Genomic DNA, 13,766 nt, shown 5'->3' on the forward strand with positions numbered 1-13,766 from the left:
GACACGGGGTCCGCCGGAAGCGCGCGATGTAAGGTCGCTTTCCCCGGATGTAAAGAACCTTTTGTCGCCTGCCGCGAGCAGGGCGCGTGTCGAATTCGCGCAGCCTGAGGCGCGATCGTGCTTCCCACGGCCTCGCGCGGGGAGATATGCCTGTCAGTCACGAAACTTTCGCATGCCCCTTCCATGAGGGATGGGCATCTGTGTTAGGACTCTCGACGAAAACCCATGACGACAGACGCTGTCCTCTCGATCCGCTCGGTCTCCAAGACCTTTGGTTCCCGCCGCGCGCTCGACGGGGTCACGCTTGACGTCGCCCGCGGCGAGATGGTCGCCCTGATCGGGCCGTCCGGCTCAGGCAAGTCGACCCTGCTGCGCTCCGTCGACGGCCTGCAGACCATCGACAACGGCGAGGGGGTCATCGAGGCCTTCGGCGGAAAGGTCCAGGTCAAGGGCCGTCTCAGCGACAAGGTGCGCGACGCGCGCATCCGGATCGGCTTCATCGCCCAGCAGTTCAACCTGGTCGGCCGGCTCAGCCTGTTCACCAACGTCGCGCTGGGCTCGCTCGGGCGGATCAGCTTCATGCAGGGTCTGCTCGGCCGCTGGCCGGAAGAGACCAAGGCCGCGGCCATGCAGGCGCTGCACCGGGTGGGCGTCTCCGACTACGCCGGCCAGCGGGCCAACACCCTGTCCGGCGGCCAGCAGCAGCGCGGCGCCATCGCCCGCGCCCTGGTCCAGAAGGCCAAGATCATCCTCGCCGACGAGCCGGTCGCCTCGCTCGACCCGGTGTCGGCCCGCAAGGTCATGGAGATCCTGCGCGAGCTGAACCAGAAAGACGGGCTGACGGTCATCGTCACCCTGCACCAGGTCGACTACGCCCTGAAGTACTGTGACCGCGTCGTGGCGTTGAAGGCCGGCAAGATGGTCTACGACGGCCCGGCCTCCGGCCTGCACAAGCCCAAACTGATCGAAATCTACGGCCCGGAATTCGAAGACGTCTTCTGGGAAGGAGCCCCCGCATGATTCTCCGCCGCTCACTGTTGGCTTTCGGGGCCGTCGCGGCCATGGCCCTCGCCGGCTGCGGCGAGAAGGCCGCCACGGGCGCCGCCCAGGACACGATCACCTTCTCGATCCTGTCGACCGAGTCCGCCCAGAACATGGAGTCCTACTGGACCCCGATCCTGGCCGACATGGAAAAGCAGACCGGCCTGAAGGTGAAGCCGTTCTTCTCGGGCAGCTACAGCGCCCTGATCGAGGCGATGCGCTTCAAGCAGGTCGACCTGGGCTGGTTCTCCAACCAGTCGGGTCTGGAAGCCGTGCGCCGCTCGAACGGGGAAGTCTTCGCCCGCACGATCGATGACTCCGGCACCGACGGCTACAAGTCGGTGATCATCGTTCCCGCCAACAGCCCGATCCGCACGGTCGCCGATCTGCTGAAGTGCGACGGCACCCTGGACTTCGGCATGGGAGACAAGAAGTCGACATCGGGCACCCTGGCGCCGATGACCTATGTCTTCATCCCGGCGGGCAAGAAGCCGGAGACCTGTTTCAAGACCGTGCTGAGCGCCAGCCACCAGGCCAACCTGTTCGCGGTGGCCAACGGCCGGCTCGACGCAGCGACCAACAACTCCACCGCCATCGCCCTGAACAAGGCGCGCGGCGAAGGCCAGGCCGAACGCATCCGGGTGATCTGGGAATCGGACACCCTGCCGGAAGACCCGATCGTCTGGCGCAAGGACCTCGATCCGGCGATCAAGGAAAAGCTGCGCCAGTTCTTCCTGACCTACGGCCGGGGCGAGGGTCCCGAGGCCGAGCGCCAGCGCGCCAACATGGCCAAGATCAGCATCGGCGGCTTCCTGCCGGCCGACGACACCCATCTGCTGGTCGTCCGCAAGATGGAGGCCCTCGAGGCGCTGGGTCTCGCCAAGGAAGCCGGCGATCCGGCAAAGATCGCCGCGGCGCAGAAGGCCTATGACGAGATCCAGGCCGCGCTTGACAAGAAGGCCGCCGCGACGCCGGCGGCTCCCGCGCCGGCCGGGTAAGTTCCATGACCTCTGCCGCTCCCGCTTCCGCTGATCTTCAGCCCCCGCGCCGCTCCCTTTCGGCGCAGATGTTCGACCTCGCGCTGTGGGGCGGCATCGCCATCCTGCTCGTGATCAGCTTCGGACCCGCCGAAATCGGCAAGTTCCCGATGCTGTTCAGCTCCGAGAGCCGTATGGGCGAGTTCATCGCCGGCTTCTTCGCGCCGTTCCGCTTCTGGGACAGCGCCTGGTCGCCGACGGACTTCAGCGGCAAGGACTGGCCGCTCTACATCGGCAAGATGTGGCAGACGATCCAGATGGCCCTCTGGGGCACGGCCCTGGCGATCATCGTAGCCATCCCGTTCGGCCTTCTGGGGGCCAGCAACATCACCCCGGCCTGGATCCAGCAGCCTGTGCGCCGGGTTCTGGACCTGATCCGCTCGATCCCCGACCTGGTGGTCGCGGTCATCTTCATCACCGCCGTGGGCCTTGGCCCCTTCGCCGGCGTCATGGCGATGATGTTCAACACCGGCGGCGTGCTGGCCAAGTTGTTCTCCGAGGCGGTCGAGTCGATCGACAAGGGTCCGGTCGAGGGCGTTCGCGCCACCGGAGCCGGGCGGCTGCACGAGATCGTCTGGGGGGTCATCCCGCAGGTCGCGCCGCTGTGGACCAGCTACGGGCTCTATCGCTTCGAATCGAACAGCCGCGCCGCGACGGTGCTGGGGCTGATCGGGGCGGGCGGCATCGGCCAGGTGCTGATCGATTCGACCAACACCTTCCGCTACGACGAGACCGGCTGCATCGTGCTGGTGATCGTGGTGGCCGTGTCGGCGATCGACCTGCTGTCGCAGACCATCCGCAGCCGCCTGCTGTAGCGGCCTCCGATGCAGGACGGCCTGCGTTGACGCGCCTTGAGGCGGCGTTTCAGGCCTTCGGTCGCGGGGTCTTTCGCCGCGCCGGGGTCACGTGGCTGTCGCAAATTGTCTCCCAATGCCCGCCGAACGCCCCTAGAGCTTTGCAGGTTCCCGCCAGCAGCGGGCTCGGCGACAGGACGGGGCAATGACAACCGTGACGACGGCGACATGCAGCGCGGGGCTCGGCGCCCTGGTTCTGTTTCTTGCGACGGCAGCCACGGCGCAGGACGCTCCCGCCGCGGATGTCTGGGCCCCGACGATCAAGCTCAGCGGGCGGATCTATTTCGACAGTGTCGACCAGGAGGTCGACCGGGAGGCCGGCGCTGACGCCGCGATCGGTGAAGGCCGCCTGCGCACGGCCCGCCTGGCCCTTGCGGGAAATCTGAACTCGAAGTGGACCTACAAGGCCGAGGCCTCGATCTCGAGCCAGGACCAGAAACCGCAGTGGGAAGATCTCCTGCTGACCTACAAGGTCGATGCGTCCACCTCGATCATCGCCGGCAACTTCAGGACCGTGTCGTTCGAGAACATCTCGTCGTCCCTGAACAACACCTTCATGGAGCGCGGCCCGTTCAACGACATCATCGACGCCGGTCGGGTGATGAACCTCGTGGTGCGACGCACCGGGCCGAACTGGACGCTCCAGGCCGCCGTGTCGGGCGACACCGTCAACACCGGCGACACGATCACCAGCGAGCAGGTGGCCTATTCCGTGCGCGGGACCTGGGCGCCGGCCGTGGCCGAAGGCCAGGCGCTGCATCTGGGTTTCTGGGCGCGCGCGCGGGACCGGGGAGAAGGCCCGGCCTTCAACTACCGCGTCCGCAACAACACCAACTATGGCGCCCGCTACACCTCGACCGGCGCAATTGGCGACGGCGACGCCATGATCGGTCTCGAGGGGCTGTGGATCCTCGGCCCCCTGTCCCTGCAGGGTGAAGCCGTCCATATCGCGATTGATCGCACGAATGGTCTCGATCAGAACGCCGCCGCCTACTACGTCGCGGCCAGCTGGTTCGTCACCGGTGAGAGCCGCAAGCTGGACGTCGGCAAGGGCGCGATAGGCCGCACCAAGGTGCTGTCTCCCGTTACGTCGGGCGGCCCTGGCGCCATTGAGCTGGCGGCCCGCTACGACCGCGTCGATCTCACGGATATCAGCGGGCCCGCCGCGGCCGGTCAGTACAGCGCCTGGACCCTTGGGGCGAACTGGTACCCGCTCCCACACGTCCGTTTCATGGGCAACTTCACCCGGTCCCGAAACGACAATCCGGCCGTCGGCGCGGACGTGGATGTGGATACCCTGCAGTTCCGCGCCCAGTTCGACTTCTGATCCAGGGCGGCTTGGGGCGCCGCAGGAATCCGCCCGCCTTCGACCGGTCGACCTCGCGCGACCGGCCCTAGAGGTCGCGGTAGCACGACATGCGCCAGCTTGGCGTCGCGGGTCAGAGGGCAGTCGCGAAATGATCCGTCGCCGGATCGAATGTCACGAAACCGACGCGCCGCTGTTGCGGAACCTTGGTCGTCCTGTCGTCTGACCGTCGTCGCTCGGGCCTAGGAGTCCGCCTCGACCCCCCGCGAGGGGCGTGGGGCGAGATCGACAAGGATCCGACAATGAAAACGAAGACCTCGCTGGCCTGTGGGTCTGCCATGGGCGCGCTGCTGGCGCTGGCCCTGGTCTCGGGCGCCTCGGCGCAGGAAACCACCACCGCCTGGAAAGGCGCTCCGCAATTCTCCAACGACACCCTGACCTTCAAGGTCCGCGGCCGCGTCTATATGGACGTCGTCAGCCAGGAAGTTGACCGCGCCGTCGGCAACGACTTCAGCTCGCAGGTCAGCCGCGTCCGCACCGCCCGTCTTGGCGTCGAGGGCACCTGGAACCAGAACTGGGCCTACAAGGCCGAAGCCGCGATTTCGAGCGGCGGCGGCACGACGCAATGGGAAGACGTCGTCCTGGAATACAAGCCCAACGACTTCAGCTCGATCATGGTCGGCAACTTCAAGACCGTCTCGCTCGAGAACATCTCCTCCTCGCGCTACATCACCTTCATGGAACGCGGCCCGTTCAACGACATCATCGACGCCGGCCGCGTCATGAACGTCTCGGCCAAGATGAACGGCGAAAACTGGACCCTCCAGGCGGCCGTCTCCGGCGACTCGATCAACTCGGCTGATCCCACGGTTGTCGGCAACGACGGCGGCAGCGATCAGGTCAGCGTCAACGCCCGCGCCACCTGGGCGCCGGTCATGACCGACACCCAGACCCTGCACCTCGGCATCTGGGGCCGCCAGCGCGATCGCGGCGATCAGGCCGGCTTCAACTACCAGGTCCGCAACAACACAAACTACGGTGCGCGTTACGTTTCGTCGGGCGGCATTGGCGACAGCGACACCATGATCGGCGTGGAAGCGCTCTACATCGCCGGTCCGTTCTCGCTGCAGGGCGAGTACGCGAACATCGACATCGATCGCACCAATGGTCTGCAGCAGGAAGCCAACGCCTACTACGTGGCCGCCAGCTGGTTCGTCACCGGCGAGCGCCGGAACATGGACGTCAAGAAGGGCGAACTGGGTCGCACCAAGATCCTCTCGCCGATGACCGCCGGCGGCTTCGGCGCCTTCGAACTGGCCGCGCGCTATGACAGCGCCGACCTGACGGACATCACCGGCGTGGCGACGGCGGGCGAGTACACCGCCTGGACGCTCGGCGCGACCTGGTATCCGTTCCCGTACGTCCGCTTCATGACCAACTACACGAAGTCGCAGAACGACAACGCGATCCTCGCCAACGACGTGGACGTGGACACCCTCCAGTTCCGCGCCCAGTTCGACTTCTAGGCCTCACGGACCCGTCGGAATTTCCGGCGGGTCCACCCTTTTCGGGATTGGCCAAGGGTCAACCCCGCTTCTGTCCGGAGATTCTCCCATGAAGAAAGCACTTGGCGCGGTCGCCGCTCTTGCGGTCATGACCCTCGCCACCCAGGCCCACGCCGCCCGCGACTACGTCTGGGCCGCCGGCTCCTCCACCGTCTTCCCGTTCACGACCCGCGTGGCCGAGAACTTCGCCCGCAAGACCGGCTCCAAGGCGCCCAAGGTCGAATCGCTTGGCACCGGCGGCGGCTTCAAGCTGTTCTGCGGCGGCACGGGTGAAGGATTCCCCGACATCGCCAACGCCTCGCGCCCGATGAAGAAGTCGGAATTCGACGCCTGCGCCGCCAAGGGCGTGAAGGACATCATCGCGATCAAGATCGGCTTCGACGGCATCGTCATCGCGGTCGACAAGGACGGCGCCAACTACGACTTCAAGCTTGAGCACCTGTATCTGGGCCTGTCGGCCAAAGTGCTGCGCTACGGCAAGTTCGTGCCCAACCCCTACAAGTCCTGGGACGAGATCGGCACGGGCCTGCCCGGCAACCGCATCCTGGTCTACGGCCCCCCGCCCACGTCCGGCACCCGTGACGCCTGGCTTGAGCTCGGCATCGAGGCCGGGGCCCGCAAGTTCCCGGTCCTCGACGAAATGCGCTCGAACAACGAAAAGGGCTTCAAGGGCCTGGTCGATCCGCTGCGCGCGGACGGCTGGATCGACGCCGGCGAGAACGACAACGCCATCGTCCAGACCCTGACCCGTACGCCGGGCGCCCTCGGCGTGTTCGGCTACAGCTTCCTGGAAGAGAACGGCGACAAGGTGAAGGGTGCGACGGTCAATGGCGTCGCGCCGACCGCGGCGTCCATCTCCAGCGGCGCTTACCCGCTGTCGCGCTCGCTCTACATCTACGTCAAGAAGTCCAACCTCGGCGTGACGCCGGGCCTGCGTGAGTTCGTCGAGGAGTTCCTCTCCGACGCAGCCACGGGCCGCGGCGGCTACCTGCAGGGCCGGGGTCTGATCCCGCTGCCTGCCGGCCAGCACGACGCCGGCAAGGCCGCGTTCAAGGCCGGTACGGTCATGGGCCGTCCTGCTTCGTAAGACTCTCTCCCGAACCCAAAGACTTGCGCCGCGGATCGAATGATCCGCGGCGTTTTTCTGTTTCCATGATCCATCATGGGCCGGCTTGTCCGGACCATCCGAGAAAACTGACAAGGGAAGTCGAACGCCGAAAGGGCAGCACTCGGCCTGGCTGGCGCCAACATGCATGGGTGGCCCGGACCAGCCGGGCCATGACTATGTATGAGCTAGGCCGCCTTCGGCCGGCGCCGCAGCCGGGCCAGCCGCCGCAGCCGCCGCCAGAAGCGGGTCTTCTCCGGCTCGGGATAGGGCTCGAGGTTCTTCACGAACTGCTCGGCGCAGGCGCGCCAGCTGAACTGTTCGGCAAAGGCCCGGACGGCGGTGCGATCGAGCTCGAGGCAGGCCAGGCAGGCCTCCCGCAGGCCGTTGACGCGGTCCGGCGCCAGGGCGCCGGCGTTGGACCCCGGAATGATGTCCGCCGGCCCCGGCGCATTGAAGCCCGCGACGGGGACGCCGGCCGCCATCGCCTCCAGAATCACCAGGCCGAACGTGTCGGTCAGCGAGGGGAACACGAACACGTCGGCGCAGCCGAAGTAGGCCGCCAGCTCGTCGCCGTACTTGGCGCCGACGAACTTCACATCCGGATAGTTCTCCTCCAGCTCGGCGCGCTGGGGACCATCGCCGACCACCACCTTGGTGCCGGGCAGGTCGAGGCTGGCGAAGGCCTCGATGTTCTTCTCCACCGCCACGCGACCGACATTGAGGAAGATCGGCCGCGCCAGACCCGCATAGACGTCGGGCTCGTCATCCCGCTTCGGATGGAAGATGTCGGTATCGACCCCGCGCGACCAGGCGGAGATGTTGCGGAAGCCGTGGCTTTCCAGCTCCTCGCGCATGGTGTCGGTGGCCACCATCATCCGGCCGGACGGCTTGTGGAACCACTTCATGTAGGCGTAGCCGGCCGCCAGCGGGACGGGCAGGCGGGCCGAGACGTATTCCGGAAAGCGCGTGTGATAGCTGGTCGTGAACGGCAGCTTCCATTCCAGGCACACGCGCCGCGCGGCCAGACCCACCGGACCTTCGGTGGCGATATGGATCGCTTCGGGTTCGAACGACTTGAACCGCTCCTGGATCGGTTCATAGGCGCCGACGGCCAGCTTGATCTCGGAATAGGTCGGCAGCGGCACGGTGTTGAACTGGTCGGGGCTGATCACCTCGACCTCGTGGCCCATGGCGCGCATCTCCGCGACCGTGCGCGTCAGCGTCCGGACAACGCCGTTGACCTGGGGCTCCCAGGCGTCGGTGGCCACGAGGATACGCATCAGGCGGCGGCAGGCTCCGGCAGGGCGTCGGAGTCGCCCCGCGCCATTGTGGACCAGGAACGGCGCTTCGCCCACTCCACGATCTCCAGGCGGCCGTCATGATGCTCGACCAGCGCCGTGCAGCTCTCCACCCAGTCGCCGTCGTTGACATAGAGGATGCCGCCGAAGTCGCGCATCTCCGCCTTGTGGATATGGCCGCAGATCACGCCATCCACACCGCGCCGACGGGCCTCGTCGGTTACGGCTTCCTCGAAATTCTCGATGAACTGCAAAGCGTTCTTCACCTTGACCTTCAGGTAGGCCGAGAAACTCCAGTATCCCAACCCCAGCCGATGACGCGCCCGGGCGACGAGAGTGTTCAGTAGCAGGAGCGTTCTATAGGACCAATCGCCGAGGAAGGCGAGCCAGCGGGCGTGTTGCACGATACCGTCGAACTCGTCCCCGTGGACGACCAGGAAACGCCGCCCGTCCGCGGTTTCGTGGATGGCGTCGCGCACGACGACCACACCGCCGAAATGAACGCCGCAGAAGTCTCGGGCCACCTCGTCGTGGTTGCCGGGCACATAGGTCACCCTGACGCCCTTGCGCGCCATCCGGAGCACCTTCTGGACGACGTCGTTGTGGCTCTGCGGCCAGTGCCATCCGCTCTTCAGCTTCCAGCCGTCGATTATGTCGCCGACCAGATAGAGATGGTCGCATTCAAGATGGCGGATGAAGTCGAGCAGCATCTCGGCCTGGCAGCCGCGCGTCCCCAGATGCACGTCGCTGATGAACGCCGCGCGGCAGCTCAAGGTTTGGGCGTGCGGTCCCATTTTTCGCTCCGCTGACAGGCGCCGATCCCCAGCCGCTAGGCTGATTGCGTGTCAGTCTCGTGAAACGGGGACAGGACATGTTGCGGCGCAATATGGGGAGCCCTAGATGAGCCCCATGGCAGAGGCCCTTTCAGTATCGCGTGACACCCCCAAATCGCGCCGCACGCGCGCCCGGATTCTCGAGGAAGCCGTGCGGGTCATCGCCGAAAACGGCTATGCGGCCACGACCAACGCCGCGGTAGCCGAAGCGGCCGAGATCACCCGCGGCGCGATGCTTTACCATTTCCCGACGCGCGAGAGCCTGCTTGAGGCGGCGATCGACTTCATCCAGGCCCGGCGGGCGGAGATGTTCCGCGACGCGGCCGAAAGTCTGCCGCCGGGGGCGGACGTCACCGAGCACGCGATCGAGACCTACTGGGATCTTCTGCACCGTCTCCCGTTCGTCGCCTTCGCCGAACTGGAGGCCGCCTCGCGCACCGATCCGCTGGTGCGCGACCTGCTGGCCCCCTCGCTGGCCGAGTTCGACAGGGCGCAGATCGGCGACCATTTCCTGAAGATGCTGCATGCCGGCGCCGGCCCCCGGTTCCAGGCCAGCCGCGACCTCGCCCGGTTCATGCTCGAGGGCATGGCGAGAGCTCAGGTGACCTACGACAAGGATGAGCGCGTCGAGCGCCTGCTGACGGTCATCAAGCGCGCCACCCACATGCTCAACCGCAAGGGCGGCGTGACCGACCTCTGGCCGGAATAAGCGGGGACATGGACCTGCGGTCCATGTCCCCGACTGCTTGACCCTCCCGCTCGGCTCAGGCCATCACTGGCTCACCGCACCCCGGAGCCGGTCATGAACCCCTTCACCGATCACCCGCATTCCGTCGGCGAGAGCTACGGCAAGCATCTGGGCGTGGCGACGAGCTTCGGCTTCGCGATGATCGGCGCGGGCGTCGCGTCGGTCCTGCACGGCGTCTTCCCGTGGATGTTCCAGACCACCGGCAGCCGCACGATCAAGACGCTCTACCACCGCCTCACCGGCCGTGGGCCGGCTGAAGCCGGCTACGGCGACTGGGAAGGCGCGGGGGTCTAGGTCCGCGTCTTCTCCGCCGCGATCCAGGCGTCGATACGGACTTCGAGCAGATCCATCGGCAGCGGCCCGGCCAGCAGCACCGCGTCGTGGAACCGGCGGATGTCGAACTTCGCGCCCAGCGCCGTCTCGGCCCGCTTGCGCAGTTCCTTGATCTTCAGCTCACCGACCTTGTAGGCCAGCGCCTGCCCCGGCCAGCCGACGTATCGCGCCAGCTCGACCTCGATGTTCAGCGACGAGAGCGCCGTGTTCTCCGTGAAGCACTTGCGCGCTTCGTCCAGGCTCCAGCCCAGCCAGTGCAGTCCAGTGTCCGACACCAGCCGGCAGGCGCGCCACATCTCCATCGAGAGTCGCCCGAACTTCTCGTAGGGCGTCCGGTAGATGCCCATCTCCGTGCCGAGGCTCTCGGCATACAGCGCCCAGCCCTCGACGAAGGCGGTCATGTCGGCGTCGCGGCGGAAGGCGGGCACGCCCTCCAGTTCCTGGGCCAGGGCGATCTGCAGGTGGTGGCCGGGGACGGCCTCGTGCAGGGTCAGGGCCGGCAACTCGTAGAGGCCGCGCTGGTCGAGCGCGTAGGTGTTGACCATGTAGCCGCCGGCGATCCCCTGACTGGCGCTGCCCGGGAAATAGCGGCCGCTGGTGTAGCCCTTCTCGATTTCCGCCGGCACGGGCCGCACGCCGTAGGGCAGGCGAGGCAGGGTTCCGAAATAGCGCGGCAGCTGGTCGTCGATCCGCTTGGCGACCTCGCTGGCCTTTTCCAGCAGCGCCTGGCGGGTGGTCACATAGAACTGCGGGTCGCTGCGCAGGAAGGCGAGAAATTCGGCGTGTGTGCCCGAGAAGCCGGCCTCGGCGCGCACCGCGTCCATCTCGGCCCGTATGCGGGCCACCTCGCGCTCGCCCAGAGCGTGGATCTCGTCGGGGGTCAGGCTGGTGGTCGTGAAACGGCGGGCGAGGAAGGCGTAATAGTCCTTGCCGCCGGGGGCGCTGCCGACGCCCAGCGCGGCCTTGGTCTTCGGCAGGTATTCCTTCTCGACGAAGGTGGCGAAGCGCTGCTGCGCCGGGCGCACCTGGCCGGTGATGATGGCCAGGGCGCGGGCCTTCAGCGCCGCCTGCTCGGCGGCGGCGATCGCCGGCGACATGGCGCGGAACGGCGTCATCAACGGGTCGGCCTCGGGCGCGATCTTCAGCGCCGCCTGGGCCTGGCCGAGCACGATCTCGCTGATCATCCGCGGCTGCAGCCAGCCGGTCGTGATGCCCCGGCGGGCGTTGGCGATGTTGTCGTCGTAGTATTTCGCCAGCGCGCCCATCCGGCCGAGCCAGGCCTCGGCGTCGGCGACCGAGTTGATCGGCGTCACCGTCGCCACATAGGGCGCCAGCAGATGGAAGCCGTCGTCGCTGGAGAAGGCGAACCGGCCCGTGTCGAAGTCGATGTAGCCCAGGTTGTCGCGGATCAGACGGGCCAGAAAGGCGCGGTTCAGCTGGCCATCGGCATCCAGCGAGGCGGCGGGGATCGCGTCCAGCCGCGCCTTGAACCCTTCCAGCGCGGCCTTGCGCGCCGCATCGGCGGCCGGCGTCACGTCCGGCAGCTTCGACAGCGCCGCCCGGTCGCCGTTCTGGCCGGCGGATATCGGGCTCTGGGCGAGGTTCCAGGCCTCGTAGTCGCTGACGAGGGCGTCCAGCGGCGAAAGGGCCTGTGACGTCGGGACGGTGACAGCGACCGTCGCCGGCGCTCCCTCGCGGGCCTGCGCGCCGGACAGGCCCAGCGTGGCGGCCAGCGCCACAGCCAGCGAAATTCCTCGAACCATCGACTTCATCCCCTCGTCAGAGCCCGCCAAGCTGGCGCCGCCCGCGCGCCGCCGCAAGCCGGGGCTTGGCGAACCGGCCCGGCGCGGGCCATGCTCCGCGCCTGAACTCTGGGGGAGGGGCTCATGAGCTTCCTGACGCGGCGCATCGCCATCGATCGTGAGATTGGTCATGTGGAGGGCCACGGCCTGAAGCCCACGCTGGGTTGGCCGCATCTGGTTGCGCTCGGCGTCGGGGCCATCGTCGGCACCGGCATCTACACCCTGACCGGCGAGGCCGCGGGCCTGGCGGGGCCGGGGGCGATGCTCAGCTTTCTGATCGCCGGGGCCGTCTGCGCCGCCGCCGCCCTCTGCTATGCCGAGATGGCCACCCTGATGCCGCGGGCGGGCAGCGCCTACACCTACAGCTACGCGGTCATGGGCGAGACGGCCGCCTGGGTCGTCGGCTGGAGCCTGATCCTCGAATACACCGTGGTCTGCGCAGCCGTGTCGGTCGGTTGGGCCGGCTACGCCTCGGGCCTGATCCTCAGCTGGTGGCCGGATGCGCCGCAACAGCTGCTCAAGGGCCCCGAGGCCGGCGGGATCGTGAATCTGCCGGCGGTGGTCATCGCCCTGCTGGTGGCCGCTCTGCTGGCGCTGGGCACGCGCGAGAGCGCCCGGGTCAACTTCGTGCTGGTAATCGTCAAACTGGTCGCCCTGGCCGGCTTCATCGCCCTGGCGCTTCCAGCCTTCAACGCGGCCCACTTCTCGCCGTTCATGCCCCAGGGCTTCTGGGCGCACGAAGTCGATGGCGTGAAGTTCGGCGTGATGGGCGCGGCCTCGATCATCTTCTTCGCCTTCTACGGCTTCGACGCGATCTCGACGGCGTCAGAGGAAACCAAGAATCCGGCGCGGGACCTGACCATCGGAATCGTCGGCTCGATGCTGCTGTGCACGCTGATCTACATGGCGGTCGCCGCCACCGCGATCGGCGCGATGGCTCCGGCCGAGTTCGCCAAGAGCCCCGAGCCGCTGGCGCACATCATCCGCGAGCTCGGCCACCCCAAGGCCGCCTGGCTGATCGGTCTTGCCGCCATCATCGCCATGCCGACGGTGATCATGGTGTTCATGTACGGACAGACCCGCGTGTTCTTCGCCATGGCGCGTGATGGTCTGCTGCCGCGCGGTCTTGCGAAGGTGCACAGCAAGCTGGGCACGCCGGTGGCGGTGACCCTCTTCACCGGGGTCATCGCGGCCATTCTCGGGGGAGCGCTGCCCCTGGGCACCATCGTCTCGGTCGCCAACGCCGGCACCCTGGCCGCCTTCATCGCCACGGCCATCGCCATGATGATCCTGCGCGTCCAGCAGCCGGCCCGTCCGCGACGGTTCAAGACGCCGCTCTGGTGGCTGGTGGGACCGTTCGCGGTGCTCGGTTGCGCTTACCTGTTCGCAGGGCTCAACACCTTCACGATGATCGTGTTCGTGATCTGGAACCTGATCGGGCTGGCGGCGTACCTGCTGTACTTCCGGACCACCAGCAACCTGTCTAAGGCCTAGTTCCTCGTCCGCGCGCGGACAACCGGCCTCCGGTCGATCAGATTGAACGTCAGCGTGGTCGTCAGGCCGACGACCGTGCCGAACAGGGCCGCCCAGACCATGCCAACGCCGAGGTCGAACAGACCGCTCAGCGCCTCGGTCCGCCTGACCTCGGCCGCGAGGGACAGGGTCAGAAGCATCCAGGCGAACAGGTAGGCCATCTCGCCAATCGCCACGCAGATGCCGACGCACCGCAGGACGCCGATCAGCGTGATGCGCGTTTCTGTCTCAGTCGTGACGGGCAAGGGAGAAGACCTCTGGATTTCACCCGGAAGTAGCGACCGCCTCGTCTAATCGCCTTGATAATA

The 13,766-nt window shown here is 67.1% G+C and carries 13 protein-coding genes; 9 read left to right on the forward strand and 4 right to left on the reverse strand.

Annotated elements, in window-relative coordinates:
• The first annotated feature begins 225 nt into the window (after nucleotides 1-225).
• The 6 genes from phnC (at nucleotide 226) to AC3WJT_RS03705 (ending at nucleotide 6,890) form a co-directional block, all read left to right on the forward strand.
• Nucleotides 226-1,020 (forward strand): phosphonate ABC transporter ATP-binding protein, encoded by a 795-nt coding sequence (phnC, locus tag AC3WJT_RS03680; protein WP_492341710.1) that lies wholly within the window; start codon nucleotides 226-228, stop codon nucleotides 1,018-1,020.
• Nucleotides 1,017-2,039 (forward strand): phosphate/phosphite/phosphonate ABC transporter substrate-binding protein, encoded by a 1,023-nt coding sequence (phnD, locus tag AC3WJT_RS03685; protein WP_492341711.1) that lies wholly within the window; start codon nucleotides 1,017-1,019, stop codon nucleotides 2,037-2,039. The genes phnC and phnD overlap by 4 nt, the downstream gene beginning before the upstream one ends.
• A 5-nt stretch (nucleotides 2,040-2,044) precedes the next feature.
• Nucleotides 2,045-2,893 (forward strand): phosphonate ABC transporter, permease protein PhnE, encoded by an 849-nt coding sequence (phnE, locus tag AC3WJT_RS03690; RefSeq protein ID WP_492341712.1) that lies wholly within the window; start codon nucleotides 2,045-2,047, stop codon nucleotides 2,891-2,893.
• 184 nt (nucleotides 2,894-3,077) lie between these two features.
• Nucleotides 3,078-4,259: an OprO/OprP family phosphate-selective porin gene (locus AC3WJT_RS03695; RefSeq protein WP_492341713.1), complete on the forward strand. Its 1,182-nt coding sequence runs from the start codon at nucleotides 3,078-3,080 to the stop codon at nucleotides 4,257-4,259.
• Between the two features lie 281 nt (nucleotides 4,260-4,540).
• Nucleotides 4,541-5,764, forward strand: a complete 1,224-nt coding sequence (locus AC3WJT_RS03700; protein WP_492341714.1) for an OprO/OprP family phosphate-selective porin — start codon at nucleotides 4,541-4,543, stop codon at nucleotides 5,762-5,764.
• Nucleotides 5,765-5,852: 88 nt separating this feature from the next.
• Nucleotides 5,853-6,890: a substrate-binding domain-containing protein gene (locus AC3WJT_RS03705; RefSeq protein WP_492341715.1), complete on the forward strand. Its 1,038-nt coding sequence runs from the start codon at nucleotides 5,853-5,855 to the stop codon at nucleotides 6,888-6,890.
• 206 nt (nucleotides 6,891-7,096) lie between these two features.
• Here AC3WJT_RS03705 and AC3WJT_RS03710 read toward each other — a convergent pair whose 3' ends face one another.
• Both AC3WJT_RS03710 and AC3WJT_RS03715 read right to left on the reverse strand, forming a co-directional pair.
• The gene (locus tag AC3WJT_RS03710; protein WP_492341716.1) at nucleotides 7,097-8,191 is read right to left on the reverse strand and encodes a glycosyltransferase family 4 protein; all 1,095 of its coding nucleotides are present in this window, start codon (nucleotides 8,189-8,191) and stop codon (nucleotides 7,097-7,099) included.
• Complete coding sequence (locus tag AC3WJT_RS03715; protein WP_492341717.1) at nucleotides 8,191-9,003, reverse strand: UDP-2,3-diacylglucosamine diphosphatase; 813 nt, start codon at nucleotides 9,001-9,003, stop codon at nucleotides 8,191-8,193. Before AC3WJT_RS03715 ends, AC3WJT_RS03710 begins: the two co-directional genes overlap by 1 nt.
• A 106-nt stretch (nucleotides 9,004-9,109) precedes the next feature.
• On the opposite strand from AC3WJT_RS03715, the gene AC3WJT_RS03720 reads away from it, so the two are divergent.
• Both AC3WJT_RS03720 and AC3WJT_RS03725 read left to right on the forward strand, forming a co-directional pair.
• Nucleotides 9,110-9,751 carry a TetR/AcrR family transcriptional regulator gene (locus AC3WJT_RS03720; protein WP_492341718.1) on the forward strand — a complete coding sequence of 214 codons (642 nt, stop codon included), beginning with the start codon at nucleotides 9,110-9,112 and terminating at the stop codon, nucleotides 9,749-9,751.
• A 93-nt stretch (nucleotides 9,752-9,844) separates the two neighbouring features.
• Nucleotides 9,845-10,084, forward strand: coding sequence for a DUF6356 family protein (locus AC3WJT_RS03725; protein WP_492341719.1), 240 nt, complete (start codon nucleotides 9,845-9,847; stop codon nucleotides 10,082-10,084).
• On the opposite strand, the gene AC3WJT_RS03730 is transcribed toward AC3WJT_RS03725, so the two are convergent.
• Nucleotides 10,081-11,886 carry a DUF885 domain-containing protein gene (locus tag AC3WJT_RS03730; protein ID WP_492341720.1) on the reverse strand — a complete coding sequence of 602 codons (1,806 nt, stop codon included), beginning with the start codon at nucleotides 11,884-11,886 and terminating at the stop codon, nucleotides 10,081-10,083. The two genes, AC3WJT_RS03725 and AC3WJT_RS03730, sit on opposite strands and share 4 nt — an antisense overlap.
• Nucleotides 11,887-12,009: 123 nt before the next feature.
• Here AC3WJT_RS03730 and AC3WJT_RS03735 point away from each other — a divergent pair, with 123 nt between their 5' ends.
• On the forward strand, nucleotides 12,010-13,419 hold the full coding sequence (locus AC3WJT_RS03735) for an amino acid permease (protein ID WP_492341721.1): 1,410 nt from the start codon (nucleotides 12,010-12,012) through the stop codon (nucleotides 13,417-13,419).
• On the opposite strand, the gene AC3WJT_RS03740 is transcribed toward AC3WJT_RS03735, so the two are convergent.
• Nucleotides 13,416-13,703, reverse strand: coding sequence for a hypothetical protein (locus AC3WJT_RS03740; protein WP_492341722.1), 288 nt, complete (start codon nucleotides 13,701-13,703; stop codon nucleotides 13,416-13,418). The two genes, AC3WJT_RS03735 and AC3WJT_RS03740, sit on opposite strands and share 4 nt — an antisense overlap.
• Nucleotides 13,704-13,766 lie beyond the last annotated feature (63 nt).

This window comes from Caulobacter sp. FW305-C-30-S16 (assembly GCF_058783025.1).